The sequence below is a fragment of the Paraburkholderia denitrificans genome, from assembly GCF_042655705.1.
GTDB lineage: Bacteria > Pseudomonadota > Gammaproteobacteria > Burkholderiales > Burkholderiaceae > Paraburkholderia > Paraburkholderia denitrificans.
Window position 1 is genome coordinate 159,731 of sequence record NZ_JBHSMP010000006.1, and the last position, 25,985, is coordinate 185,715.

Here is a 25,985-nt window from a genome sequence, read left to right on the forward strand (position 1 = left end):
CGCGCCCGGACGGCGTCACTGCATTGCAGTAGAATCGACGTCTGACTTTTTCATGCTAGCAATGAACGCCGATCTGCACTGTCACTCCACCGTCTCGGACGGCCAGATGGCCCCCGCCGCCGTCGCCCGGCTGGCGCAATCGGGCGGCGTGACGCTGTGGGCGCTCACCGACCACGACGAGGTCGGCGGCCAGCGCGAGGCGCGTGCCGCGGCCGAGGCGCTCGGCATGCGCTATCTGTGCGGCGTCGAGATCTCGGTGACGTGGGCGTCGCGCACCGTGCACATCGTCGGCTTGAACGTCGATCCCGACTGTCCCGCACTCGTGGAAGGACTCGTGCAAACGCGCAACGGCCGCGCCGCGCGCGCGGTTGCGATCGGCGAGCGGCTCGGCGAACTCGGTATCGCCGACGCCTATGAGGGCGCGCTGCGCTACGTCTCCAATCCCGATCTGATCTCGCGCACCCACTTCGCACGTTTTCTCGTCGAGTCGGGTCGCGCGAAGAACACCCAGGACGCGTTTTCGCGCTGGCTCGGCGAGGGCAAGCCCGGCTATATCGGGCACCGCTGGGCGAAGCTCGGCGACGCCGTTTCGTGGATCAAGGCGGCGGGCGGCGAGGCCGTCGTCGCGCATCCGGGCCGCTACCTCTACACGCCGCTGGAATTCGATACGTTCTTCGGCGAGTTCATCGACCGGGGCGGCAAGGCCATCGAGGTCGTCACCGGCAGCCACACGCCGGATCAATACGCCGAGTACGCCGCCGTCGCGCGCCGTTTCGGCTTCGAGGCGTCGCGCGGATCGGACTTCCATGCGCCCGGACCCGATTCGATCGCGCCCGGCAGCCTGCCGCCGCTTCCCTCCGATCTCAGGCCAGTCTGGGAACGATGGCTGTAGGCCGCGCTTGCGCGGCCCGCAACCTTGGCCCGCCGTCGCACCGGAACGTGTCGCGGTGTCGTACCGCTGTCGTACCGCAGTGTCGTACGATATGTCGGCGCTGCTTCCGCGTTTAGTCCCCTGATAGCTGATCGAGCCCATGTCCCAGTACTTTCGGCTTCACCCCGATAATCCGCAGCCGCGCCTGCTCAAACAGGCCGCGCAGATCGTCCGCGAGGGCGGCCTGATCGCGCTGCCCACCGATTCGAGCTACGCGCTGGCGGCCCGCATCGACGACAAGCACGCCGCCGAGCGTCTGCGCCGGATTCGCGGGCTGGACGAGCGGGCGCTGCTCTCGCTGATGGTGCGGGATCTGTCCGAGCTGGCGAATTTCGCGATGGTGGATAACCAGCAGTACCGGCTCATCAAGTCGGTGACGCCGGGACCGTATGTGTTCGTGCTGCAGGCCACGAAAGAAGTGCCGCGGCGGCTTTCGCATCCGTCACGCAAGACGATCGGGCTGCGCGTGCCGGGCCATGCGATTCCGCTCGGGATTCTCGAAGAGCTTGGCGAGCCGCTGCTCGCGACGACGCTGATCCTGCCGCCCGACACCGAGCCGCTCAACGAACCCGAGGAGATCCGCGAGCGGCTCGAAAAACAGCTCGATCTGGTGATCGACGGCGGCGCATGCCCGTGCGAGCCTTCGACGGTCATCGATCTCACGGGCCGCGAGCCGGTGCTCGTGCGCGCGGGGCGCGGCAGCCTCGCGCCGTTCGGCCTCGAACAGGAGGCCTGAGGCGCGGGTTCGTCACCATGCGTCACCACTCGCCACCCATCGCCGCTTTCGCGATCGCTACGCCATCGCTTGACCGCCCGGGCCGCGCCCCGGGGCATTGATACAATACCGCGCCATGGATGCTTCACTGATACAGACGATCGCCGTCTACGCCCTTCCAGTCATCTTCGCCATCACGCTGCACGAGGCCGCGCACGGCTATGTCGCGCGCGCGCTCGGCGACAACACGGCGTATGTCCTCGGCCGCGTCTCGATCAATCCGATGCGCCATATCGATCCGATCGGAACGATCGCGATGCCGCTGATCCTCTATTTCCTCACGAGCGGCGCGTTCGTGTTCGGCTACGCCAAGCCCGTGCCGATTTCGTTCGGCAATCTGCGCAATCCGCGCTGGGGCACGCTCTGGGTCGCGGCGGCCGGACCGGGCTGCAATTTCGTCCAGGCGCTCGTGTGGGGCGTCGTTAGTGTCGCGCTGCTGGCGCTCGGCATCGACGAGCCGTTCTTCACGCGCATGGCGCAGGCCGGCGTCGGCGTGAATCTCGTGCTCGGCGTGCTCAACCTCTTTCCGCTGCCGCCGCTCGACGGCGGCCGGGTTCTCGCGGCACTGTTGCCGACGCGCGCGAGCATTGCGCTCTCGCGGCTCGAGCCCTATGGTTTCATCATCGTGATGGCGCTGCTCGTGACCGGCGTATTTACACGATTCTGGCTGCGTCCGCTCGTGAGCTTCGGCTACGACGTGGTCACGGTCATCCTTACTCCACTTATGTCGCTCTTTTCATAACATCATGTTCCCTGACCGTATCTTCTCCGGCATGCGGCCCACCGGGTCGCTGCACCTCGGCCACTATCACGGCGTGCTGAAAAACTGGGTGCGGCTGCAGTCCGAGTACCCGTGCTTTTTCTGCGTGGTCGACTGGCATGCGCTCACGACGCACTACGAAACGCCCGAGGTCATCGAGAAAAACGTCTGGGACGTGCTGATCGACTGGCTGGCGTCCGGTATCGATCCGAACCAGGCGACGCTGTTCATCCAGAGCCGCGTGCCCGAGCACGCCGAACTGGCGCTGCTGCTCGGCATGAGCACGCCGCTGTCCTGGCTCGAACGCGTGCCGACCTACAAGGAGCAGATCGAGAAGCTGCGCGACAAGGATCTCGGCACCTACGGCTTCCTCGGCTATCCGGTGCTCATGGCCGCCGACATCCTGCTGTACCGCGCGTCGCTCGTGCCGGTGGGCGAGGACCAGGTGCCGCACGTCGAAATGGCACGCGAAATGGCGCGCCGCTTCAATTACATGTACGGCCGCGAGCCCGGCTTCGAGGACAAGGCGAACGAAGCCGCGAAGAAGCTCGGCGGCAAGCGCTCGAAGCTCTATCACGAGCTGCGCAACGCGTATCAGCAGGAGGGCGATGAAGAGGCGCTCGAACAGGCGCGCGCGATGTTGTCGGAGTCGCAGAGCCTGTCGATGAGCGACCGCGAACGCCTGTTCGGCTACCTCGAAGGCTCGCGCAAGATCATTCTGCCGGAGCCGCAGGTGCTGCTCACGGAAGCGTCGCGCATGCCGGGCCTCGACGGCCAGAAGATGTCGAAGTCGTACGGCAACACGATCGGCCTGCGCGAAGACGCCGAGTCGATCGCGAAGAAAGTCCGCACCATGCCGACCGACCCGGCGCGCGTGCGCCGCACCGATCCGGGCGATCCGGACAAGTGCCCGGTGTGGCAGCTGCACCAGGTCTACACGGACGACGCGACGCACGACTGGGTGCAAAAGGGTTGCCGTTCGGCGGGGATTGGCTGCCTCGAATGCAAGCAGCCCGTGATCGACGGCATCCTGCGCGAGCAGCAGCCGATGCTGGAGCGCGCGCAGAAGTACATGGATGACCCGTCGCTCCTGCGTGCAATCGTCGCCGATGGCTGCGACAAGGCGCGCAAGTTCGCGAACGAGGCCATGCGCGACGTGCGCGAGGCGATGGGCCTCTCGTACAACTGATGGCGCTCGCGTGACGACGCCCGCATCCGCCGCTAGCGCGCCGCACGGCGCGCTTGCCGAACCGTCGCGCTGGGTGCGCCAGTGGGCGCATCTCGTCGCGCCGGGGCAGGCGGTGCTCGAGGTGGCGTCGGGAATGGGGCGCAACGCCCGGTTCTTCGCGCAACGCGGCCACCCGGTATTGGCGCTCGATCGCAACGTAGCCGCATTGGCGACGATGACCGGCGTGGCGGGAATCGAGACGCTCGAATGCGACCTCGAAGGCGCGCCCTGGCCGCTCGCGCCGGGGCGGCAATTTGCGGCGGTGGTCGTGACCCACTATCTGCACCGGCCGCTCATGCCGCGTTTAATCGACGCACTGGCGCCGGGCGGCGTGCTGATCTACGAGACTTTCGCGCAAGGCAACGAGACTGTCGGCAAGCCGTCGAATCCCGATTTTCTGCTCGCGCCGGGCGAACTGCTGGCGCTGTGCACGCCCGCGCTGCGGGTGATCGCGTACGAGGACGGTTTTCTCGCCGAGCCGCGCGAGGCGTTCATCCAGCGGATCTGCGCGGTGCGCGAGGCGCATGTGACGAACCCGGCTGTAACAGCCGGTAGTAGAGGCGGGGCTCAGGTACTTCCCGCACTACGGTACGATCTGACCGGCTAATCCGCTACAATCGCAATTTAACGTACTCATTTTTCGATGTTTCATGGCTAACGGCACCCAGGACGGCATCACGTTGCGCGGCAGTATCCCCGCGATCGTCACCCCCATGCACGAGGACGGCAGTCTCGACCTGCCGGCGTTCCGCAAACTGATCGACTGGCATGTCGAAGAGGGGACGGATGCCCTCGTCGTCGTCGGCACGAGCGGCGAGTCCGCCACGCTCGACGTCGAAGAGCACATCCTGATGGTCAAGACGGCCGTTGAGTACGCCGCTGGCCGCATGCCGATCATCGCGGGCTCGGGCGGCAATTCCACCGCCGAAGCGATCGAGTTGACGAGCCAGGCCAAGGCCGTTGGCGCGCAGGCTTCGCTCCAGGTCGTGCCGTATTACAACAAGCCGACCCAGGAAGGCATGTACCGCCACTTCTCGAAGATCGCCGAAACGGTCGATCTGCCGGTCGTGCTGTACAACGTGCCGGGCCGCACCGTCGCCGACATGGCGAACGAGACGATCCTGCGCCTCGCACAGGTGCCGGGCATCGTGGGCGTGAAGGAAGCGACGGGCAACATCGACCGCGCCGCGCACCTCATCAAGCACGCGCCCGAGGGTTTCAGCATTTTCAGCGGCGACGATCCCACGGCGATCGCGCTGATGCTGCTCGGCGGCCACGGCAATATTTCGGTGACCGCGAACGTCGCGCCGCGCCAGATGAGCGATCTGTGCAAGGCGGCGCTCGAAGGCGACGTGAAGACCGCGCGTGCGATCCACATGAAGCTTTTGTCGCTGCACAAGAACCTGTTCATCGAATCGAACCCGATTCCGGTGAAGTGGGCGCTGCAGGAGCTCGGCCGCATCGAAGGCGGCATTCGCCTGCCGCTTACGCCGCTCGACGCCCGCTACCACGACGTGGTGCGTACGGCGTTGCGCGAAGCGGGCCTGATCGGCTGATTCGCCGGTAAGCAAGCCCGATCAAGAGCACGATTATCAACCGACGCCGCCACCGCCCGTATCCACGACAGATCCCGGCTTTGCGCACCAGTATCACGAAGGTCTCCATGAAACGTTCCGCTCTCTCCCTTCACGCCACCCGGATGGCGGTGCTGGCGCTGGCCATTGGTTCGCTCGCAGGCTGCGAGTCGCTGAACGACGTGCTCGCAACGGATCGCGTCAACTACAAGGACACGCCGAGCGCGCCGCCGCTCACCGTGCCGCAGGATCTGTCGTCGGCGCCGACCGACCAGAAGTACATCGCACCGCCGCCGCAGATGGCGCTCGGCAATGCGCCGAAGGGCACGGTGACGAGCGCGGGCAACGCCACGCTCGGCACGCCGACCGCGCAGGATCCGCTCGGCATGCACATCGAGCGCGACGGCGACCGCCGCTGGCTTGTGATCGACGGCCGCACGCCGGACGACGTCTGGCCGATCCTGCAGACCTTCTGGCAGGAAAACGGCTTCGCGCTGGCGACCGACTCGTCGGCCACCGGCATCATGACGACCGGCTGGGCGGAAAACCGCGCGAACATTCCGGACGACTGGTTCCGCCGCACGATCGGCCGCGTGATCGACTTCGCGTATTCGTCGGGCACGCGCGACCGCTTCCGTACGCTCGTGACGCGCGGCGCCGACGGCCAGACCGACATCTCCATCACGCATTCCGCGATGGAAGAAATGCTGACGGGTCAGGAGAAGACGGGGTCGAAGTGGGTCGAGCGTCCGCGCGATCCCGCTCTCGAAGCGCTGTTCCTCTCGAAGCTGATGCAGAAGTTCGGCCTGACCGACGCACAATCGAAGCAATTGCTGACGGACGCACGTACGTCGACGGTCGTCGCGAAGATCGACAACGCCGCAGGCGGCGCCACGCTCGATCTGCCCGAGTCGTTCGACCGCGCGTGGCTGCGCGTCGGCCTCGCGCTCGACCGCACCAATTTCACGGTCGACAACCGCGACCGCGCGAAGGGCATCTACTACGTCCGCTACGCCGATTCGATGCAGGAACTGAAGGGTGACGGCCTGCTCGGCAAGCTGTTCTACAGCCCGAAGTCGGCGGCGAAGAATCAGGAGCCCGAGTTCCTCATCGCCGTTCGCGCCAAGAGCGATGTGCAAACGCAGATCGCCGTGCTCGACCAGCACGGTCAGGTGGACACGTCGACGCAAGCGCAGCGCATCGTGACGGCGCTGCACGCCCAGCTCAACTGACGCAGCCGCCGTGCGCTTTGCAAGCCTCGGCAGCGGGAGCGAGGGCAACGCGCTGGTCGTGGAAGCAGGCGGCGGCGCGCGCCCCACGCGCGTGCTGCTCGACTGCGGTTTCTCGGCGAAGGAAGTCGAGCGGCGGCTCGTGCGAGCGGGTCTCGCCGCCGACACGCTCCACGCCATCCTCATCACCCACGAACACAGCGACCATATCGGCAGCGCGCTCACGTTCGCGCGCCGCTGGTCGATTCCGCTCTACACGAGCTGGGGCACGGCGCAGGCCGTTGGCGCGGATACCGCGGGCGTCGAACTGCACGTCCTGTGGAGCGACGAAGCGGTCGAAATCGGTGCCATGGGCGTCCTGCCTTATACGGTTCCGCACGATGCGCGCGAGCCGCTGCAGTTTGTCTTCAACGACGGGGCGAGCCGGCTCGGCGTGCTGACCGACGTCGGCGAATCGACGCCGCATATCGGCGCGGTGCTCGGAGGCTGCGACGCGCTCGTCCTCGAATGCAACCACGATGTCGCGCTGCTCGCGGCGAGCCGCTATCCGCCGTCGCTGAAGGCGCGCATTGGCGGCTCGCACGGGCACCTGAACAACGAGGCGGCGGCCGGGATTCTGGCTGGACTCGACCGCTCGAAGTTGCGCTATCTTGTTGCCGCGCACCTGAGTCAGCAAAACAACACGCCCGAACTGGCGCGTGCGGCGATGGACGGTGTACTGGGCAACTCGGTGACAGAAATAGGCGTGGCGTCGCAGGACGAGGGGTTCGACTGGGTGGCGCTGTGAGTCGCCGAACTTCGCCGCCGAACTTCGCGGAACGATCAGGCACAAAAAAACCCATGACACCGTGTCATGGTTTTTTTTTCGCGAACTGCTGGGGGCCGAGAGGCCCGCGAGCGGGGTTGCGCCTGGTTGCGCTCAGTTACGATTGCCGCCGAAGATGCCGAGCAGCGCGAGCAGGTTCGTGAAGACGTTATAGAGATCCAGATAGATCGCGAGCGTGGCCGTGATGTAGTTGGTCTCGCCGCCGTTCACCACGCGTTGCACGTCGACCAGCATGTAGGCCGAGAAAATGACGATGGCCATCACCGAGAAGGTGAGCATCAGCGCGGGCAATTGCAGGAAGATATTCGCGAAGCCGGCGAGCAGCAGCACGATCACGCCCATGAACAGCCAACGGCCGAGGCCCGCGAAGTCGCGCTTGCTGACCGTGGCGACGGTGGCCATGGCGGCGAAAATGATGCCGGTGCCGCCGAAGGCGAGCATGATGAGCGACGGCCCGTTCGAAAAGTGCAGGATGACCGTCAGAAGCCGCGAGAGCATCAGGCCCATGAAGAACGTGAAGCCGAGCAGCACGAATACGCCGAGGGCGCTGTCCTTGGTGCGCTCGATCGCGAACATGAAGCCGAAAGCGATCGCGAAGAACGCAAGCAGGCTCATGGCCGGGCTCGTGGCCGAAAACAGCGTGAAACCGGTGACGACGCCCACCCACGCGCCGAGCACCGTTGGCACCATCGACAGCGCGAGCAGCCAGTAGGTGTTGCGCAGTACGCGGTTGCGGGCCTCGGCCGAGATGACGGAACCGCCGCGGCCGAAGTTATAGGGATACTGGTTCATGCTTTCTCCTTGCGTGAGAGGCGCCGGTTTTGAGGGAGGCGCCAGGGGCGGATCCTGCGATCCGCTCCCTCGTAAGATATGCGCGCAGCCCAGGAGTTTCAACGGGTCGGCGCACTTCTTTGCGGGCCCGCGTACACGGGCCGCTGCGTCACGGGCGGCGGGCGTGGGCGCCTGTTTGGGGGCCTGTCAGGGCGCTTTTCACCGGCTTTTCACTGGCTTGTCACCGGTTTTCGCCCATTCTTGCCCTTTTTCCGGCAACTTGCTCGCCCCTGTGACCGGACTTCGCAGCCCGCTAACGGGGTCCAATCGCAATCATACATGGGAACATGCTACAATTGCCGATTCGTTTGGACCTGTAACTTATTAATTTTCTGGAGTTTTTATGGCGATCGAACGCACCCTGTCGATTATCAAGCCGGACGCAGTGGCAAAGAACGTGATCGGCCAGATCTACAGCCGCTTCGAAAACGCTGGCCTGAAGATCATTGCCGCCCGCATGGTCCACCTCTCGCGCGCCGACGCTGAGAAGTTCTATGCTGTTCACGCAGAGCGTCCGTTCTTCAAGGACCTCGTCGAATTCATGATCTCGGGTCCGGTGATGGTGCAGGCGCTGGAAGGCGAGAACGCCATCCTGAAGAACCGCGAACTGATGGGCGCTACGGACCCGAAGAAGGCGGAAAAGGGCACGATCCGCGCCGACTTCGCCGACAGCATCGACGCCAACGCCGTGCACGGCTCGGACGCCGCTGAAACGGCTGCTGTCGAAGTCGCGTTCTTCTTCCCGCAGGTCAACGTCTACTCGCGCTAAGCGAGCCGACGAAGCAGCATCAGGTTGCGCGAACGGCAATGGTGTTCACCGTCCGTCAGAAGGCTCGCAAGGCGAGCCGCATGGCCGGCCGGTGAGCCCGCGGGTTCACTCGGTTCGCACTGAAATGGCAGGATTGACCATGACGAGCAGTTCCACCGTCAACCTTCTCGATCTCGACGCCCAAGGCCTCGTCGCGTACTGCGAGAGCCTCGGCGAGAAGCCGTTTCGCGCCAAACAGCTGCAACGCTGGATCCATCAGTACAACGCCGCCGACTTCGACGGCATGACGGATCTGGCGAAATCGCTGCGCGAAAAGCTCAAAGGCCGTGCCGTCATCGGCATGCCCGAAATCATCAGCGATCACGTCTCCGCCGACGGCACGCGCAAGTGGCTCGTCGACATGGGCAACGGCAACGCCGTCGAAACCGTGTTCATCCCCGAAGAAACGCGCGGCACGCTGTGCGTGTCCTCGCAGGCGGGATGCGCGGTCAACTGCCGGTTCTGCTCAACCGGCAAGCAAGGTTTCTCACGCAATCTCACCACCGCCGAAATCATCGGCCAGCTTCGCATGGCGGAGTTCGCGCTGCGCGCCTCGCTTCTTGGCGAGGCGGGCGGCAAGGCGACCGGCGGTGAAGGCAAGGGCGAGCGCGTCATCACGAACGTCGTGATGATGGGCATGGGCGAGCCGCTCCTGAACTACGAAGCCGTCGTGCCCGCGATGCGGCTGATGCTCGACGACAACGCCTACGGCTTGTCGCGCCGCCGCGTCACGCTGTCGACTTCGGGCGTCGTGCCGATGATGGACCGCCTCGGCGCGGAGTTGCCGGTAGCGCTCGCCGTTTCGCTGCACGCGCCCAACGACGCGCTGCGCGACGAACTCGTGCCGCTCAACCGCAAGCATCCGCTGCGCGACCTGATGGCCGCGTGCCAGCGGTATCTGAAAGTCGCGCCGCGCGACTTCATCACGTTCGAGTACTGCATGCTCGACGGCGTCAACGACACGGAACAGCACGCGCGCGAATTGCTCGCGCTGACGCGTGACGTGCCGTGCAAACTCAATCTGATCCCGTTCAATCCGTTTCCCGAATCGGGCCTGCTGCGCTCGAAATCGGAGCAGATCAAGCGCTTCGCGCAGATCCTGATGGATGCGGGTGTCGTCACGACCGTGCGCAAGACGCGCGGCGACGACATCGATGCGGCCTGCGGGCAGCTTGCAGGCGAAGTGAAGGACCGCACGCGCCTTGCCGAGCGCAGCGCGCGCAAGGTCATTGAAGTGAGGCCGGTGCCGCATTGAGCGCGCCGGCTGTGATGAGGCCTGCGCAGTTGCCCGGGGGCACAGGCCAGCATCGGTAGTAGTGAAAGACAGTTGCAGAAGCGATCGGAAGCGGCACAGAAGCCGTGCATTTTGTTATAAACGGTCTGCGAATCGGGGTGGGGCACGAAGCACCCGGCAGATTCCAGGAATGAAAAGAATCGACGCAAGGATTTAGGGATGAGCGAGCCGCAGCACCCTTTCGGGACAGAGTCCAATGCAGACCGTCCGGCGCCTGGCAGTGCGCCATCGCCGGTGCAGGCCGTGCCCGACACGATAGCCGCAGCGGGTGCGCGTTTTGCGCAGCTGCGCGAGGCAAAGGGATGGGCGGTCGAGGATGTGTCGGCGCGGCTGAAGGTGTCGATCAGCAAGCTGCGCGCGCTCGAAGCAGGCGATTTGAGCCAGTTGCCGGATACGACGTTCGCGCTCGGCGTCGTGCGCAGCTATGCGAAGATGCTCGACGCGGATCCCACCTCGTTCACGCAGGCCCTGCGCCGCGAGCGCGGCGTGCCGCAGCAGGATCTGTCGATGCCGGCTTCGGCGGGCGGCGGACTGCCGCGCGGGCGCGTCTCGGTCCCGCTCGGCGGCAGCGGCGCATCGCGCCGCGGCTCGTGGCTGTGGGGCGTGGCGGCGGTGATCGTTGCGGTGATCGCAATCGCCATGTGGCATACGAACAGCGGTGAATCGTCGGCGTGGTTTGCGCGCCTGAAGTCGATGGCGAACGACGCGCACGTGCAACCCAACGCCGCGACGGTGACCGAAGGCCAGACGACTGGCGCATCGGCGGTGCAGGGCGATCAGGCGCAGGCTCCGGCGGATGCCCAGGCGAGCGACGCCGCTCCGGCCAGCGCCGCGCCTGCTGCGGCGGGCAGCGCGCCGCAGGCGGTTCCTGCAGCTTCGGCCGCTTCGGCGAATGTGGCTCCGGCGAGTGTGGCACCTGCGAACGCAGCACCGGCCAAGGCGGCTCCGACGAATGCAGCTTCGGCGAGCGCGGCGCCTGCGGCGCACGCACCGTCAGCGAGCGCACCGGCTGCTGCATCGACGTCCGCAGCAACGACGCAAGCCTCGGGCGCGGACACCTCGACGTTCGCGATCCGCGTGACGCAGGACACCTGGGTCAGCGTGCGCCAGAAGGACGGCAAGGAGGTATTCTCCGGCCTGATCCACGGCAGCGATGCACGTGAGATCACGGGCACCGGACCGTTGAAGATTACGGTGGGCAACAAGGCCGGCATCGAGTCGATGACGATCGACGGCCAGCCGATCGACGCGTCGAAGTACGCGTCGGCGCGCGGGAATGTCGCGCGTTTCGTGCTGCCCTGATAGAGATATGGCATGCGTCGCGGCCGGAGATACCGGCGGCGGCGCTTTTTCAATTCGCGCGTGGCTGCATCCGCGGCGCGCGTGAGGTGTAAATGGGTTTCCCGATGCAAACCGAACAGCAATCCCCGTCCAGCATCAGCCAGATCTGTTCGAACGAGCCGATCCTCGGCGGCCACGCGCCGCGCCGCAAGTCGCATGGTGTTCACGTGCGCTGGGGTGGCAATCTCGTGACGATCGGCGGCGACGCGCCCGTGCGCGTGCAGTCGATGACGAACACCGATACCGCCGACGCGATCGGCACCGCCATCCAGATCAAGGAACTCGCCCAGGCTGGTTCCGAGCTGGTGCGCATCACCGTGAACACGCCGGAAGCGGCCGCCGCCGTCCCGGCGATCCGCGAGCAGCTCGACCGCATGGGCGTGTCGGTGCCGCTCATCGGCGACTTCCACTACAACGGCCATCTGCTGCTGCGCGACTATCCGGGCTGCGCCGAGTCGCTCTCGAAGTACCGGATCAATCCGGGCAATGTCGGCCAGGGCGCCAAGCGCGATACGCAGTTCGCGCAGATGATCGAAGCGGCCATCAAGTACGACAAGCCGGTGCGCATCGGCGTGAACTGGGGCAGTCTCGACCAGGATCTGCTCGCGAGGATGATGGACGAGAACGGCGCGCGCAGCGAGCCGTGGGAAGCGCAAAGCGTGATGTACGAAGCGCTGATCCAGTCGGCGATCGGCTCCGCGGAGCGCGCGGTCGAACTGGGCCTCGGCCGCGACAAGATCATCCTGTCGTGCAAGGTCAGCGGCGTGCAGGATCTGATCGCCGTGTACCAGCAACTCTCGAAGCGTTGCGAGTTCGCGCTGCACCTCGGCCTGACCGAGGCGGGCATGGGCTCGAAGGGCATCGTCGCTTCGACGGCTGCGCTTTCGGTGCTGCTGCAGCAAGGCATCGGCGACACGATCCGTATTTCGCTGACGCCGGAGCCGGGCGCATCGCGCACGGGCGAAGTGATCGTCGGCCAGGAAATCCTGCAGACCATGGGCCTGCGCTCGTTCATGCCGATGGTCATCGCCTGCCCGGGTTGCGGCCGCACGACCAGCACGCTCTTCCAGGAACTCGCGTCGCAGATCCAGAACTACCTGCGCGCGCAGATGCCGATATGGCGCGGCGAATATCCGGGCGTCGAGACGATGAACGTCGCCGTGATGGGCTGCATCGTGAACGGTCCGGGCGAGTCGAAGCACGCGAACATCGGCATCAGCCTGCCCGGCTCGGGCGAGAACCCGGCGGCGCCGGTGTTCATCGACGGCGAGAAGGTCAAGACGCTGCGCGGCGAACACATTGCCGAAGAGTTCCAGAAGATTGTCAGCGACTACGTCGTGCGCAAGTACGGCAACTCCGAAGCCACGGCTTAAAGCACGGATGCGTGCACGCAGCACTGCATCGACGCGACGCACAACCGAACATCGTCAATCGCAATCAGATGACTGAACAGAAAAGTAAGCCCGAAAAGCTCGCCGGCGTGAAGGGCATGAACGACATCCTGCCGCAGGAAGCGGGGCTGTGGGAATTCTTCGAAGCAACCGTGAAGTCGATGCTCCGTTCGTACGGATACCAGAACATCCGCACGCCGATTCTCGAACACACGCAACTCTTTACGCGCGGCATCGGCGAAGTGACGGACATCGTCGAAAAGGAGATGTACAGCTTCACCGACGCGCTGAACGGCGAAAATCTCACGCTGCGCCCGGAGAACACGGCTGCGGTGGTGCGCGCGTCGATCGAGCACAACATGCTCTACGACGGCCCGAAGCGCCTGTGGTACATCGGCCCGATGTTTCGCCATGAGCGTCCGCAGCGCGGGCGCTATCGCCAGTTCCACCAGGTCGGCGTCGAGGCGCTCGGCTTCGCGGGCCCGGATGCCGACGCCGAAATCATCCTGATGTGCCAGCGCCTGTGGGACGACCTCGGCCTCACCGGCATCAAGCTCGAACTCAATTCGCTGGGTCTGGCCGAAGAGCGGGCCGCGCATCGCGTCGAGCTGATCAAGTATCTGGAGCAGCACGTCGAGCTGCTCGACGAGGACGGCAAGCGCCGCCTGTACACCAACCCGCTGCGCGTGCTCGACACGAAGAACCCGGCGCTGCAGGAAGTGGCGAACAACGCGCCGAAGCTGATCGATTTCCTCGGCGAGCAGTCGCTCGCGCACTTCGAAGGACTCCAGCGCATCCTCAAGGCGAACAACATTCCGTTCACGGTCAACCCGCGTCTCGTGCGCGGTCTCGATTACTACAATCTGACCGTGTTCGAGTGGGTCACCGACAAGCTCGGCGCACAGGGCACGGTTGCCGCAGGCGGCCGCTACGATCCGCTGATCGAGCAGCTGGGCGGCAAGCCGACGGCGGCGTGCGGCTGGGCGATGGGTGTCGAGCGCATCCTCGAACTGCTCAAGGAAGACGACCTCGTGCCGGAGGCAGAAGGTTGCGATGTCTACGTTGTCCACCAGGGCGACGCGGCGCGCGAGCAGGCCTTCATCGTGGCGGAGCGTCTGCGCGACACCGGTCTCGACGTGATCCTGCACTGCAGCGCCGACGGCCAGGCTGCGAGCTTCAAGTCGCAGATGAAGCGCGCGGACGCGAGCGGCGCCGCGTTCGCCGTCGTGCTCGGCGAGGACGAGGTGGCGAACGGCGTGGTGGGCGTGAAGCCGTTGCGCGGGACCGCTGCCGACGCGCGCAACGAGCAGCAAACCGTCGCGCTTGAAGACTTGACCGAATATCTAATCAATGCGATGGTTGCATCCGCCGAAGATGGCGACGACTGATCGCGGCCGGCTTGAACAACCCGCACGGCGTACCCGATAGACGAAACGGATGCGCCAGGATGGCTAAAAAACGAGGAATCGCGACGCGATGAGTTATCACGACGAACAGGAATCGATCGAGAGCTTCAAGGCATGGTGGGCGCAGTGGGGCAACTCCACCACGTGGATCGTGCTGATCGTTCTGCTCGCGCTCGCTGCGTGGAACGGCTGGAATTACTGGCAGCGCCGCCATGCGGCCGAGGCCGCCGTGCTGTACGACCAGGTGCAGCAGGCGGCGACGGGTGGTGACAAGGCCGTGCTCACGCGCGTTGCATCCGACATGGAAGACCGCTTTGGCGGCACCGCATACGCGCAGATGACGGCGCTGACGGTGGCGAAGTCGCTGTATGTGGCGGGCGACACGGCCGGCGCGAAAGCGCAGCTGCAGTGGGCCGCCGACCACGCGAAGGACGATGAATTCCGCCAGATCGCGAAGCTGCGTCTCGCGTCGCTGCTGCTCGACGAAAAGGCCTACGATCAGGGCCTCGCGCTGATTCCCCAGCCGGATTCGGGTCCGTTCAAGGGCCTCGTCGCCGATGGCCGCGGCGACCTGCTTGCCGCCGCCGGCAAGCACGACGATGCGCGCGCCGCCTACAAGCTCGCGCTCGACAGCTTGCCGAAAAGCGATGCGTCCGAGCGCCAGCTGGTCCAGTTCAAGCTGGACGCGCTCGGCGGCTAATCCGCGCGCTCTCAGCCATTCTCCATAAACCAACTACATTGATGCTTCGTTCACCGATGAATCTGCTGAAACGATACGTTGTGCCCGCCGCCTGTGCAATGACGGTCCTGGCGCTGACGGCCTGCTCGTCGGGCAAGGACGCGAGCCACGTGCCGACGCCGCTCACCCAGTTCAAGCCGGTGCTCAACGTCCAGCAGGTATGGAAAGCGGGCGTCGGCAAGGCCGGCCGTTATCTGTTCTCGCCGGTCGCCGTCGGCGATGCCGTGTTTGCGGCGGGCGAGAACGGCTCGGTCGCGAAGATCGACGCGCAGACCGGCAAGGAAATCTGGAGCACGAAGCTCAAGGACGACATTTCGGCGGGCGTCGGCAGCGACGGCAATCTGACCGCTGTCGGCGGCCTGAAGGGCCAGGTCTACGTGCTCGACGCGAACGGCAAGCTTTCGTGGAAAGCCACCGCGCCCGGCGAAATCATCTCGCCGCCGCTCGTCGGCAACGGCCTCGTGGTCGTGCGCACGATCGACGGTCAGATCGTCGGCTTCAATGCGCAGACGGGCGAGCAGAAGTGGACCTACCGCAACCGTGCGGTTCCGCTCAATCTGCGCGTGTCGGCCGGCATGACGTTCGCGGGCGACCAGGCTGTGCTCGCGGGCTTCCCGGGCGGCGGGTTCGCCGCGCTCAACCTCACGACGGGCGACGCGTTCTGGGAAACGCCGGTGTCCTATCCGAAGGGTGTGACGGAAGTCGAGCGCATCAACGACGTGAGCGGCCCGCCGACGCTGGTTGGCGCCATGACGTGCGCGGTCACGTTCCAGGGGCAGCTCGCCTGCTTCGATGCGAATTCGGGCCGCGTAATCTGGCAAAAGCCGTTCTCGAGCGTGAGCGGCATAGCCCAGGACGAGAACACCGTGGTCGGCGCGGACGATGCGTCGATCGTGCATGCGTACAACGTTTCGACGGGTACGCAGACCTGGGTCACGAACAAGCTCAAGGACCGCGGTCTCAGCGTGCCGGCCGTGCTCGGCCACGCAGTCGTGCTCGGCGACTTCAAGGGTTATGTCCACTTCCTGTCGATGGACGACGGCAGCTTCGTGGCGCGCGTGAAAACCGACGGCAGCCCGATTACCGCGGCACCGGTCCTGGTCGGCAACACGCTCGTCGTCCAGACGAAGAACGGCAACCTGTTCGGTCTGCGTCCGCAGTAAGCGGTATCCTGCGCTGCCCGGCCCGCGTGGCCAGGCGGCGCCAGGATCATGCTTCGAAGGCGGCGGGTCGGCCAGACCGTACGTCGCCTGATCCAGGCCGGCTTATGCCGGCCGTACGCATTTTTGAACTGATGCGTTGAAAGAGGGCGCGGGCTTCCCGGCTGCGGTCCGCCCGTTTTTCGCCCGTCTCTCGCCCGTCTGTCCGGCACCGGCCGGACTGGTGCGAAATACCGGTCGCACGCCTCGCCCCGGCATCGGGCGATTTTCGTGATAATTTGCAAGTGATGCAGCCCTGCAAGCGCAGAGCGTTGCCGCGCCTTACCGTAGAAAACATCAGATGAAACCCGTAATCGCCCTTGTCGGGCGCCCCAATGTGGGGAAATCCACGCTGTTCAACCGGCTCACGCGTTCGCGCGACGCGCTGGTGGCCGACCTGCCCGGCCTCACGCGCGACCGTCACTATGGCGAGGGGCGCGTGGGCGATCGCCCGTACCTCGTGGTCGATACCGGCGGCTTCGAGCCCGTCGCGAAAGACGGCATCCTGCACGAGATGGCGCGCCAGACGCGTCAGGCGGTGGAAGAGGCGGACATCGTCGTGTTCATCTGCGACGGCCGCAACGGGCTCGCGCCGCAGGACAAGCACATCGCCGACTATCTGCGCAAGACCGGCCGGCCGATCTACCTCGTCGTCAACAAGGCCGAAGGCATGAAATACAGTGCCGTGGCCGCCGACTTCTACGAGCTCGGACTAGGCGACCCGCGTGCGATTTCCGCCGCGCACGGCGACGGCGTGACCGAGATGATCAACGAGGCGCTCGACGACGCCTACGCCGATCAGCCGGAAGAAAGTGAAGAGGACGCCGAAAAGCATGGCGTGAAGATCGCAATCGTCGGGCGTCCGAACGTCGGCAAGTCGACGCTCGTGAACACGCTGCTCGGCGAAGACCGCGTGATTGCGTTCGACATGCCGGGCACCACGCGCGACTCGATCTACATCGACTTCGAGCGCGGGGGCAAGAAATACACGCTCATCGACACAGCGGGCTTGCGCCGCCGCGGCAAGGTGTTCGAGGCGATCGAGAAGTTCTCCGTCGTGAAGACCCTGCAGTCGATTTCGGATGCGAACGTCGTGGTCATGATGCTCGACGCGCAGCAGGAAATCTCCGACCAGGACGCGCACATCGCCGGGTTCGTGGTGGAGCAGGGCCGCGCGCTCGTGGTGGGCGTGAACAAGTGGGACGGTCTCGACGATCACGCCCGCGATCGCGTCAAGCACCATCTGGAGCGCAAGCTGAAGTTCCTCGACTTCGCCAAGTTTCACTTCATTTCGGCAACGGAGAATTTCGGTGTCGGCGCGCTGATGCGTTCGGTGGACGCGGCCTACGCCGCCGCGATGGCCAAGTTGCCCACGCCGCGCCTCACGCGCGCGCTGATCGAGGCCGTGGAGTTCCAGCAGCCGCGCCGCCGCGGCCCGGTACGTCCGAAGCTGCGCTACGCGCACCAGGGGGGACAGAACCCGCCGATTATCGTGATCCACGGCAATGCGCTCGATGCGGTCACGGAGACCTACAAGCGCTATCTGGAAAATCGCTTCCGGGAAACTTTCTCGCTGACCGGGACTCCATTGCGCATAGAGTTTCGTTCCTCGACGAACCCCTACACCGAGAAAAACTAGGCTGCGTTCGCTGGCGCGCACACCGTCCTGGCCGGACGGGTGTGTTCCGCGCGGGTGAACGAGAATCAGCTATAGTGTAGCGATTGGCGCCGGATCCCTTTTTCATCGGCGTCGTCCCAAGTTAAACCTGCAAAAAAATACGGAGTTCGCTATGAGCAACAAAGGGCAACTGTTACAAGACCCGTTTTTGAACGCGCTGCGCAAGGAGCACGTGCCTGTTTCGATCTACCTGGTCAACGGCATCAAGCTTCAAGGGAACATTGAATCGTTCGACCAGTACGTCGTGTTGCTCCGTAATACGGTTACGCAGATGGTGTACAAGCACGCCATTTCCACGGTCGTCCCCGCCCGTCCGGTGAATTTCCACCCGGATTCGGAAACGTCCTGACCCACGACACGGCCGGTCCGGGGCGCCATGAAGGCGAGCCGGACCGGCCGTTTCCATTTTGATACCCGCTAATTTGACCAACGCCGCACTCGTCGGCATCGACTTTGGCAAGACCGATTTCGAAGCCGGCCTCGAAGAACTCAGCCTGCTCGCACAAAGTGCGGGCGCCCGTCCAGCCGTTACGCTCACCGGCCGACGCTCGAGCCCCGACGCCGCCATGTTCATCGGCAGCGGCAAAGCCGATGAACTGCGTCTCGCCTGCGAGGCGAACGACGTCGAAATCGTCATCTTCAATCACGCGCTGTCGCCCGCCCAGCAACGCAACCTGGAGCGCGCACTCGACCGCCGCGTGGTCGATCGCACGAGCCTGATCCTCGATATTTTTGCGCAGCGCGCCCGCAGTCACGAAGGCAAGCTGCAGGTCGAGCTTGCGCAGCTCCAGTACCTTGCCACTCGGCTCGTGCGCGCGTGGACCCACCTTGAGCGTCAGAAGGGCGGTATCGGCTTGCGCGGCCCCGGCGAAACCCAGCTCGAAACCGACCGCCGGCTCATCGGCGAGCGCATCAAGATGCTGCAGGGGCGCCTCGCGAAGCTGCGCCGCCAGCACGGCACGCAACGCCGCCAGCGTCAGCGCAACCAGACGATGTCGGTGTCGCTCGTCGGCTATACGAATGCGGGCAAGTCCACGCTGTTCAATGCGCTCACCAAGGCGCAGGCGTATGCCGCCGACCAGTTGTTCGCAACCCTCGATACGACCTCGCGGCGCCTGTGGCTCGGCGGCGAGGTCGGCCAGATCGTGCTGTCGGATACCGTTGGTTTTATCCGCGAGCTGCCTCACCAGCTGGTTGCCGCGTTTCGTGCGACGCTCGAGGAAACCATTCAGGCCGATCTGCTGCTGCACGTGGTCGATGCGTCGAGCGCGGTGCGTCTTGACCAGATCGATCAGGTCAACGGAGTGTTGCACGATATCGGGGCGGATTCGATCCGTCAGGTGCTGGTGTTCAACAAGATCGATGCCGTGCCTGAACTGGCGGCCCGCGGCGGGACGGTCGAGCGGGACGAATATGGTAATATTTCGCGCGTCTTTTTGAGCGCGCGAACAGGCGTCGGGCTGGATACGCTGCGCGCTGCCATCGCGGAAATTGCGACTGCGGAGCCGCTTGTCGACGCTTCGCAGCCTTCGCAGCGGTTTGGCGCCTTTGGTGCCGACGGGGACGCGCTGCCGCATGAGCCTCGCAGGGAACCGGAACACGGCCGCTGAGCTACGATCAGCCACAATGAGCCACAATCAGGCTGGTTCGGAACGGCTCGAACCGAAAGGTTTGAACCGAAAGGTTTGAATCGTGCGGCCACCGCGCAATACCTGGCAAAAGCAGGCGAAAGCCACACGCATTGACCCGCTGTCTACTCTGGTGAACGAACACAGGTGAACGATTACAACAAGCGGACTGGCTGGCAGCGTGCGCGCGCCATTCTCACGTTGAACGACCCTCGCTGGGGCCGTGGTGACGGCAATGGTCACCGCGCGGACGATTCGCGCCGCCCGCCCGGCAAGAACGGCCGCAACGACGACAGGGGCGGCGATCAGGGCGACGGTCCGCCCGATCTCGACGAAATGTGGCGCGACTTCAACCGCCGCCTCACGGCATTCTTCGGACGCAAGGGCCAGGGCCCGGGCGCTCCCGGTCCTCGCCCCGACAACGGACACGGGGCGCGCATCGGCGTCGGCATCGTGCTCGGCGTGCTGATTGCGATCTATCTCGGCAGCGGCGTGTTTGTCGTCCAGGACGGGCAGGCCGGCGTCGTGCTTCAGTTCGGGCAGTATCGTCAGACCGTCGGGCAGGGCGTGCACTGGCGCTTGCCGTTTCCGTTCCAGACGCAGGAAATCGTGAACGTCGGCGAGATCCGCTCGGTCGAGATCGGCCGCAGCAACCTCGTGCGTCCGGCCAATGTGAAAGATGCGGCGGTGCTCACGCACGACGGCGACATTCTCGACGTGCGCTTCACGGTGCAGTACCAGGTGAGGCAGCCCACCGATTATCTTTTCCGCAGCATCGATCCCGATCTCACCGTCACGCAGGTCGCGCAGAACGCGGTGCGCACGGTCGTGGGCGCGCGCAGCACGAGCGATCTGCTCTACGCGGACCGCGAACCGATCCGCGCGCAGCTTGCCGATGCGATCCAGCATGCGCTCGACGAATACAAGACCGGCCTCGCCGTGACCGGCGTGACGATCCAGAGCGTGCAGGCGCCCGAACAGGTGCAGGCTGCATTTGACGACGCCGCGCGCGCGCGCCAGGAGAGCGAGCGCGCGAAGCGCGAAGCACAGGCTTATGCGGATCAGTTGCTCCCGCACGCGCAGGCTGACGGCGCACGCATGATCGACGATGCCAAGGCCTATAGCGAACGTGTCGTCGCGCGGGCAACGGGCGATGCCCAACGCTTCAAGCAGGTGTACGAGCAATACTCGAAGGCGCCGGCCGTGATTCGCACGCGCATGTATCTGGAGACCATGCAGCATATCTACTCGAATACGACGAAGGTGTTCGTCGACAGCAAGGCCGGCAACAGCGTGATCAATCTGCCGCTCGACAAGATCGCCGAAGCGACGCGCCAGCGCACGGCGGCTGCCGCTACCGCCGCCGGGGTTGCCGGAGCGCCGGGCGCTGCAGCAGCCGCGCCCGGAGCATCGGCCCCCGCCGCGAGCGACGTGCAGCAGTCCGGCGCCGCGCAGCCGGGCGCCGCGGCTTCGCCCGCAGCGTCGGCGAGTGCCCCCGGCAACGAGTCGTTACGGTCGCGTGACGCGCTCCGCAGTCGCGGTCGCGAAGACGACGTGCAGTAACGGAGCGCTCATATGAACCGAATCATTGCGCTTGCGGTCGTTGTCGTCGTGGCCGTGCTCGTCATCTCGTCGTCGGTGTTCGTCGTCGATCCGCGCCACGTTGCCGTCATTGCGTCCACGGGCGGCCGTACGGATTCGCTTGCCGAACCCGGCATCCACGTGAAGCTGCCGCCGCCGCTCCAGACCACGACGTTCATCGATACGCGCGTCCAGGCGTTCGCTGCGCCCGACGCCGTCCGGTACTCGACGTCCGACAAGACCGAATTGCTCGTGAACCCGGTGATCCGCTATCGCGTCACCGATCCGCTCAAGTTCTTCGCGGCGACGCGCGGCGACGCGCAGACGCTGTCCGAACGGCTCGCCTCGCTTTCGCGCGATGCGCTCAGCGGCGCCTTTTCGAAGGTCACGCTGACCAACGCGCTCGCGCAGCAGGAAGCGATTGCCAATGGCGCGCGCGATACGCTGCGCGAGGCGGCGGCGCCGCTTGGCATCGAAGTCGTCGCCATCGAGTTTTCGCGCGTCGACTATCCGCCCGAACTGGCGGATGCGGTCTTCAAGCGTATGAGCGCCGCGCGCGAGCAGGACGCCGCCAACGAGCGTGCGCAGGGTGCGGCCGAAGCGCAGCAGATCAAGGACGATGCGGTGCGCCGTCAGCAGGGCGTGCTCGCCGATGCCTACAGCCAGGCGCAGGCCATCAAGGGCGAGGGCGACGGCAAGGCCGCTGCCATTGCCGCCGAGGCGTTCGGCCGCGATCCGCAGTTCTATCAGTTCTACCAGAGCATGCAGGCGTATCGCGAGACCTTCAAGCCGAGCGATGTCATGGTGGTTGATTCGTCGAGCGAATTCTTTCGCTTCATGCGCGGTCCCAACGGCGAGGCCGCAGCGGCTCCCGCCGCACCGCGCAAACATTAAACAATACGAGACAAACGAAGGGCCGCGCACTTGCGCGGTACGTTCTTTAGCATGGACATAGCCGGTTCCCTCCTGCTCGCGATCGCGCTGATGCTGATCATTGAGGGCATGTTTCCGTTCGTCTTTCCGACGGCGTGGCGCGACACCTTCCGTAAAATCGCGGAACGGCCGCCGCACCATATCCGGATCGGCGGGTTGATTGTGATGGGGCTCGGCCTCGTGCTGCTCATGCTCGCAACCTGATTGCCTGAATGCATATGCGCGCGCGCGGACTGTGCCGTGCGCTCCGGTACTGCGGCTCGCGCGTCACGCTTCGCGCGCCGCCTTCATAGTGGTAGGACTCAATCGATGTCGACCTGGTTACTCCCCGAAAATATTGCCGATGTGCTGCCGTCCGAGGCGCGCAAGATCGAAGAATTGCGCCGTCGCCTGCTGGACCGCTTCCGCGCATACGGCTATGAAATGGTCATGCCGCCGCTGCTCGAATATCTCGAGTCGCTGCTCACGGGTAGCGGTCGCGATCTGAATCTGCGCACGTTCAAGCTCGTCGATCAACTTTCGGGCCGCACGCTGGGCCTGCGCGCGGACATGACGCCTCAGGTCGCGCGCATCGACGCGCACCTGCTGAACCGCCAGGGCGTGACGCGCCTGTGCTATGCGGGCAATGTGCTGCATACGCGTCCGCGCGGTCTGCACGCCACGCGCGAGCAGATCCAGATCGGCGCGGAAATCTACGGCCATGCGGGACTCGAAGCCGACCTCGAAATCCAGCAGTTGATGCTCGACGCGCTGCGGCTCTCGGGGCTTACCAAAGTGCGTCTCGACCTGTGCCACGCAGGCGTGCTTGCCGCCCTGATCGAGACCGATCCGGCGGCAGCGGCGCTCGGCGATTCGCTCTATGAGGCGCTCGCGGGCAAGGATGTGCCGACGCTCGCGGAACTCACGGCAGACCTCGCGCCGGTCACGCGCGACGCGCTGCGCACGCTGCCGTCGCTCTATGGCGATGCGAGCGTGCTCGACGAGGCGCGCAAGCGTCTGCCGGCGCTCGATGGCATTACGCGGGCGCTGGACGATCTGGCCTTCCTCATCGGCGAGATCGACGGCGGCGAACTGATGATCGATCTGGCCGATCTGGGCGGCTACGCGTACCACACCGGCGTGATGTTCTCGGCGTACGTGGACGGCGTGCCGAATGCGGTCGCGCGCGGCGGCCGTTACGACAAGGTGGGCAAGGCGTTTGGCCGGGCGCGTGCCGCGACGGGTTTCTCGCTCGATTTGCGCGAAGTGGCCCGGATTTCACCGGTCGAAGCGCGCAGCAGCGCGATCCTCGCGCCGTGGCGTCACGACGAGGCACTGTGCGCCGCAGTCGCCGCGCTGCGCGACGCGGGCGAGGTCGTCATTCAGGCGCTGCCGGGTCATGAACACACGATGGACGAATTCGCGTGCGACCGCGTACTGGTCGAGCGCAACGGCGCGTGGGTTGTCGAAACACGCGTCTGAGCCGGGCCGAAGGCGGATTCAAACGGGGCGGCACGTCCCCGTTTTTTTTCGCCCATACCGTTGAGCGCAAAGGAAAAACCCAGTTTTTTCGGGAAAAACCACGAGCGCGCCCCGGAACCCATATAAAATGCGTTTTTAACCAGCTTACGAAACACCATGTCTGCCAGCGCAGTGAATGTAACCCCGGGACGCAACGTCGTCGTCGTGGGCACCCAGTGGGGAGATGAAGGCAAGGGCAAGATCGTCGACTGGCTGACGGACCACGCCCAAGGCGTCGTGCGCTTCCAGGGCGGTCACAACGCCGGCCACACACTCATCATCGGCGGCAAGAAGACCATTCTCCGTCTCATCCCGTCGGGCATCATGCGCGCCGGCGTCGCATGCTACATCGGCAACGGCGTGGTGCTCTCGCCCGAAGCCCTGTTCAAGGAAATCGGCGAACTCGAAAGCGCGGGCGTCGACGTCCAGAAGCGCCTCTTCATCTCCGAAGCCACCACACTCATCCTCCCGTATCACATCGCCATCGACCAGGCTCGCGAAGCGCGCCGCGGCGCCGCGAAGATCGGCACGACCGGCCGCGGCATCGGCCCGGCCTACGAAGACAAGGTCGCGCGCCGTGGTCTGCGCGTACAGGATCTGTTCGAACCGGAAACCTTCGCCGAGCGTCTGCGCGAGAGCCTCGACTATCACAACTTCGTGCTCACGCAATATCTGGGCGCGGCCGCGGTGGACTTCCAGCAGACCCTCGACACGATGCTCGGTTACGCCGACCGTCTGAAGCCGATGGTCACGGACGTTTCGCGTCGTCTTTACGATGTGAACTGCGCGGGCGGCAATCTGTTGTTCGAAGGCGCGCAAGGCACGCTGCTCGACATCGATCACGGCACCTATCCGTATGTCACGTCGAGCAACTGCGTTGCAGGTGCTGCGTCGGCGGGCGCGGGCGTGGGCCCGCAGCAGCTGAACTACGTTCTCGGCATCACGAAGGCGTATTGCACGCGCGTCGGCTCGGGTCCGTTCCCGAGCGAACTCTACGATGCCGACAACCCCGATCGCCAGGACATGGCGGGCGTGACGCTTGCGAACGTCGGCAAGGAATTCGGTTCGGTCACGGGCCGTCCGCGCCGCACGGGCTGGCTCGACGCCGCCGCGCTGCGCCGCTCGATCCAGATCAACGGCGTGACGGGCCTGTGCATCATGAAGCTCGACGTGCTCGACGGACTCGACGAAGTGAAGCTCTGCGTCGGCTACAAGGTGGACGGCAAGGACGTCGACATCCTGCCGCGCGGCGCGTCGCAGGTTGCAGCCTGCGAGCCGGTCTATGAAACGTTCCCCGGCTGGAAGGAAAGCACCATCGGCATCACGCAGTGGGATGCGCTGCCGAAGAGCGCGCAGGCGTACCTGAGCCGCGTGCAGGAAGTGGCAGGCGTGCCGATCGACATGGTTTCCACCGGCCCGGATCGCGACGAGACGATCCTGCTGCGTCATCCGTTCAAAGTGTGAGAGGAACGCGCACGATGATTCAGATGACGGACCCGCGCAACGACGAAAAGAATCTGTGGGTCGGCTGGGATGAGTACCACCGGCTGGTCGAACTGCTGGCGCTCGCAGTGCACGAGTCGCGCTGGAAGTTCGACCAGATCCTCTGTCTCGCGCGCGGCGGCCTGCGCGTAGGCGACCAGCTCTCGCGCATTTACGACCTGCCGCTCGCAATTCTCGCGACCAGTTCGTACCGCGAAGCGGCCGGCACGCAGCAGGGCGACCTCGACATTGCGCAGTACATCACGATGACGCGCGGCCAGCTTTCGGGCAACGTGCTGCTCGTCGACGATCTCGTCGATTCGGGCGTCACGCTCGCGCGCGTGCAGGATCACCTCAAGGAGCGCTATCCGGCCGTGACCGGCGTGCGTTCGGCGGTGCTCTGGTACAAGGGCTGCTCGAAAGTCAAACCCGACTACTTCGTGCAGCACCTGCCGACCAATCCGTGGATCCATCAGCCGTTCGAGGAATGGGACTCGGTGCGTCCGCATAATCTCGGTGCGTGGATCAAGCGCGGCCTCCAGCAGTCGGGGCAGAGCCTCGTGTCCTGATGCGGATGCGCAATGCCCGTCGTCGTCGCGTATTACGTGATATGACGTGATATTACGTGGCATGGCGAATGAAGAACGGAGCCTTTCGGGGCTCCGTTTTCTTTTGGGACGGGGGTTGACGCGTGCCGGTGCGCCGCGCCACGCACCCGGGCAGACGCCGAATGGGGCCAATGCTACACTTCGCCGGAACGAACGACGTGGCATCCCAACAACGATGCGCCATAGCGCGCCACGTCGCCCGGTTTAGAATGGCGGTCGTTTTTTCTCCGCCTCGGAAACGGA

At 65.1% G+C, this 25,985-nt stretch carries 25 protein-coding genes; 24 read left to right on the top strand and 1 reads right to left on the bottom strand.

Annotation, left to right across the window (positions count from 1 at the left end; genetic code table 11):
* Positions 1-61: 61 nt before the first annotated feature.
* From ACFPTO_RS02510 to ACFPTO_RS02545, 8 genes are all read left to right on the top strand, one after another.
* Positions 62-892 (top strand): PHP domain-containing protein, encoded by an 831-nt coding sequence (locus ACFPTO_RS02510; RefSeq protein ID WP_377709403.1) that lies wholly within the window; start codon positions 62-64, stop codon positions 890-892.
* 139 nt (positions 893-1,031) lie between these two features.
* The gene (locus ACFPTO_RS02515) at positions 1,032-1,667 is read left to right on the top strand and encodes an L-threonylcarbamoyladenylate synthase (RefSeq protein WP_296654957.1); all 636 of its coding nucleotides are present in this window, start codon (positions 1,032-1,034) and stop codon (positions 1,665-1,667) included.
* 115 nt (positions 1,668-1,782) lie between these two features.
* The gene (locus tag ACFPTO_RS02520) at positions 1,783-2,448 is read left to right on the top strand and encodes a site-2 protease family protein (protein WP_377709234.1); all 666 of its coding nucleotides are present in this window, start codon (positions 1,783-1,785) and stop codon (positions 2,446-2,448) included.
* A 4-nt stretch (positions 2,449-2,452) separates the two neighbouring features.
* On the top strand, positions 2,453-3,655 hold the full coding sequence (locus tag ACFPTO_RS02525) for a tryptophan--tRNA ligase (RefSeq protein WP_377709236.1): 1,203 nt from the start codon (positions 2,453-2,455) through the stop codon (positions 3,653-3,655).
* 10 nt (positions 3,656-3,665) lie between these two features.
* Positions 3,666-4,301: a class I SAM-dependent methyltransferase gene (locus ACFPTO_RS02530; RefSeq protein ID WP_377709238.1), complete on the top strand. Its 636-nt coding sequence runs from the start codon at positions 3,666-3,668 to the stop codon at positions 4,299-4,301.
* A 43-nt stretch (positions 4,302-4,344) separates the two neighbouring features.
* Complete coding sequence (dapA, locus tag ACFPTO_RS02535) at positions 4,345-5,250, top strand: 4-hydroxy-tetrahydrodipicolinate synthase (RefSeq protein ID WP_377709240.1); 906 nt, start codon at positions 4,345-4,347, stop codon at positions 5,248-5,250.
* A 107-nt stretch (positions 5,251-5,357) separates the two neighbouring features.
* Complete coding sequence (gene bamC, locus ACFPTO_RS02540) at positions 5,358-6,500, top strand: outer membrane protein assembly factor BamC (RefSeq protein ID WP_377709242.1); 1,143 nt, start codon at positions 5,358-5,360, stop codon at positions 6,498-6,500.
* A gap of 10 nt (positions 6,501-6,510) precedes the next feature.
* The gene (locus ACFPTO_RS02545; RefSeq protein ID WP_377709243.1) at positions 6,511-7,284 is read left to right on the top strand and encodes an MBL fold metallo-hydrolase; all 774 of its coding nucleotides are present in this window, start codon (positions 6,511-6,513) and stop codon (positions 7,282-7,284) included.
* A 132-nt stretch (positions 7,285-7,416) separates the two neighbouring features.
* Here the strand turns inward: ACFPTO_RS02545 and ACFPTO_RS02550 are convergent, their stop codons facing one another.
* Positions 7,417-8,115: a Bax inhibitor-1/YccA family protein gene (locus tag ACFPTO_RS02550; protein WP_377709245.1), complete on the bottom strand. Its 699-nt coding sequence runs from the start codon at positions 8,113-8,115 to the stop codon at positions 7,417-7,419.
* A gap of 382 nt (positions 8,116-8,497) precedes the next feature.
* Here ACFPTO_RS02550 and ndk point away from each other — a divergent pair, with 382 nt between their 5' ends.
* The 16 genes from ndk (at position 8,498) to ACFPTO_RS02630 (ending at position 25,703) form a co-directional block, all read left to right on the top strand.
* Positions 8,498-8,923, top strand: a complete 426-nt coding sequence (gene ndk / locus ACFPTO_RS02555) for a nucleoside-diphosphate kinase (protein WP_296654942.1) — start codon at positions 8,498-8,500, stop codon at positions 8,921-8,923.
* 139 nt (positions 8,924-9,062) lie between these two features.
* Positions 9,063-10,217: a dual-specificity RNA methyltransferase RlmN gene (gene rlmN / locus ACFPTO_RS02560; RefSeq protein WP_377709246.1), complete on the top strand. Its 1,155-nt coding sequence runs from the start codon at positions 9,063-9,065 to the stop codon at positions 10,215-10,217.
* A 198-nt stretch (positions 10,218-10,415) separates the two neighbouring features.
* Positions 10,416-11,558 (top strand): helix-turn-helix domain-containing protein, encoded by a 1,143-nt coding sequence (locus ACFPTO_RS02565; RefSeq protein WP_377709248.1) that lies wholly within the window; start codon positions 10,416-10,418, stop codon positions 11,556-11,558.
* 104 nt (positions 11,559-11,662) lie between these two features.
* A complete protein-coding gene (ispG, locus tag ACFPTO_RS02570) occupies positions 11,663-12,970 on the top strand; it encodes a flavodoxin-dependent (E)-4-hydroxy-3-methylbut-2-enyl-diphosphate synthase (protein ID WP_377709404.1) in 1,308 nt (435 codons plus the stop codon).
* 68 nt (positions 12,971-13,038) lie between these two features.
* On the top strand, positions 13,039-14,376 hold the full coding sequence (hisS, locus tag ACFPTO_RS02575; protein WP_377709249.1) for a histidine--tRNA ligase: 1,338 nt from the start codon (positions 13,039-13,041) through the stop codon (positions 14,374-14,376).
* A gap of 88 nt (positions 14,377-14,464) precedes the next feature.
* The gene (locus tag ACFPTO_RS02580) at positions 14,465-15,094 is read left to right on the top strand and encodes a tetratricopeptide repeat protein (protein ID WP_377709250.1); all 630 of its coding nucleotides are present in this window, start codon (positions 14,465-14,467) and stop codon (positions 15,092-15,094) included.
* A gap of 56 nt (positions 15,095-15,150) precedes the next feature.
* Positions 15,151-16,296, top strand: coding sequence for an outer membrane protein assembly factor BamB (bamB, locus tag ACFPTO_RS02585; protein WP_377709251.1), 1,146 nt, complete (start codon positions 15,151-15,153; stop codon positions 16,294-16,296).
* A 337-nt stretch (positions 16,297-16,633) separates the two neighbouring features.
* Complete coding sequence (gene der, locus ACFPTO_RS02590; RefSeq protein WP_377709253.1) at positions 16,634-17,971, top strand: ribosome biogenesis GTPase Der; 1,338 nt, start codon at positions 16,634-16,636, stop codon at positions 17,969-17,971.
* Between the two features lie 151 nt (positions 17,972-18,122).
* Positions 18,123-18,359, top strand: a complete 237-nt coding sequence (hfq, locus tag ACFPTO_RS02595; RefSeq protein WP_028224456.1) for an RNA chaperone Hfq — start codon at positions 18,123-18,125, stop codon at positions 18,357-18,359.
* 73 nt (positions 18,360-18,432) lie between these two features.
* Positions 18,433-19,620, top strand: a complete 1,188-nt coding sequence (hflX, locus tag ACFPTO_RS02600; RefSeq protein WP_377709255.1) for a GTPase HflX — start codon at positions 18,433-18,435, stop codon at positions 19,618-19,620.
* A gap of 165 nt (positions 19,621-19,785) precedes the next feature.
* On the top strand, positions 19,786-21,201 hold the full coding sequence (gene hflK / locus ACFPTO_RS02605; protein WP_377709256.1) for an FtsH protease activity modulator HflK: 1,416 nt from the start codon (positions 19,786-19,788) through the stop codon (positions 21,199-21,201).
* 12 nt (positions 21,202-21,213) lie between these two features.
* Positions 21,214-22,113 (top strand): protease modulator HflC, encoded by a 900-nt coding sequence (gene hflC, locus ACFPTO_RS02610; protein WP_377709257.1) that lies wholly within the window; start codon positions 21,214-21,216, stop codon positions 22,111-22,113.
* A 51-nt stretch (positions 22,114-22,164) separates the two neighbouring features.
* A complete protein-coding gene (locus ACFPTO_RS02615; protein WP_028210024.1) occupies positions 22,165-22,356 on the top strand; it encodes a DUF2065 domain-containing protein in 192 nt (63 codons plus the stop codon).
* 105 nt (positions 22,357-22,461) lie between these two features.
* A complete protein-coding gene (locus ACFPTO_RS02620) occupies positions 22,462-23,613 on the top strand; it encodes an ATP phosphoribosyltransferase regulatory subunit (RefSeq protein WP_377709258.1) in 1,152 nt (383 codons plus the stop codon).
* A 156-nt stretch (positions 23,614-23,769) separates the two neighbouring features.
* Positions 23,770-25,116 (top strand): adenylosuccinate synthase, encoded by a 1,347-nt coding sequence (locus tag ACFPTO_RS02625; RefSeq protein ID WP_377709260.1) that lies wholly within the window; start codon positions 23,770-23,772, stop codon positions 25,114-25,116.
* A gap of 14 nt (positions 25,117-25,130) precedes the next feature.
* Positions 25,131-25,703 carry a phosphoribosyltransferase gene (locus tag ACFPTO_RS02630; RefSeq protein WP_377709262.1) on the top strand — a complete coding sequence of 191 codons (573 nt, stop codon included), beginning with the start codon at positions 25,131-25,133 and terminating at the stop codon, positions 25,701-25,703.
* The last annotated feature ends 282 nt before the right edge of the window (positions 25,704-25,985 follow it).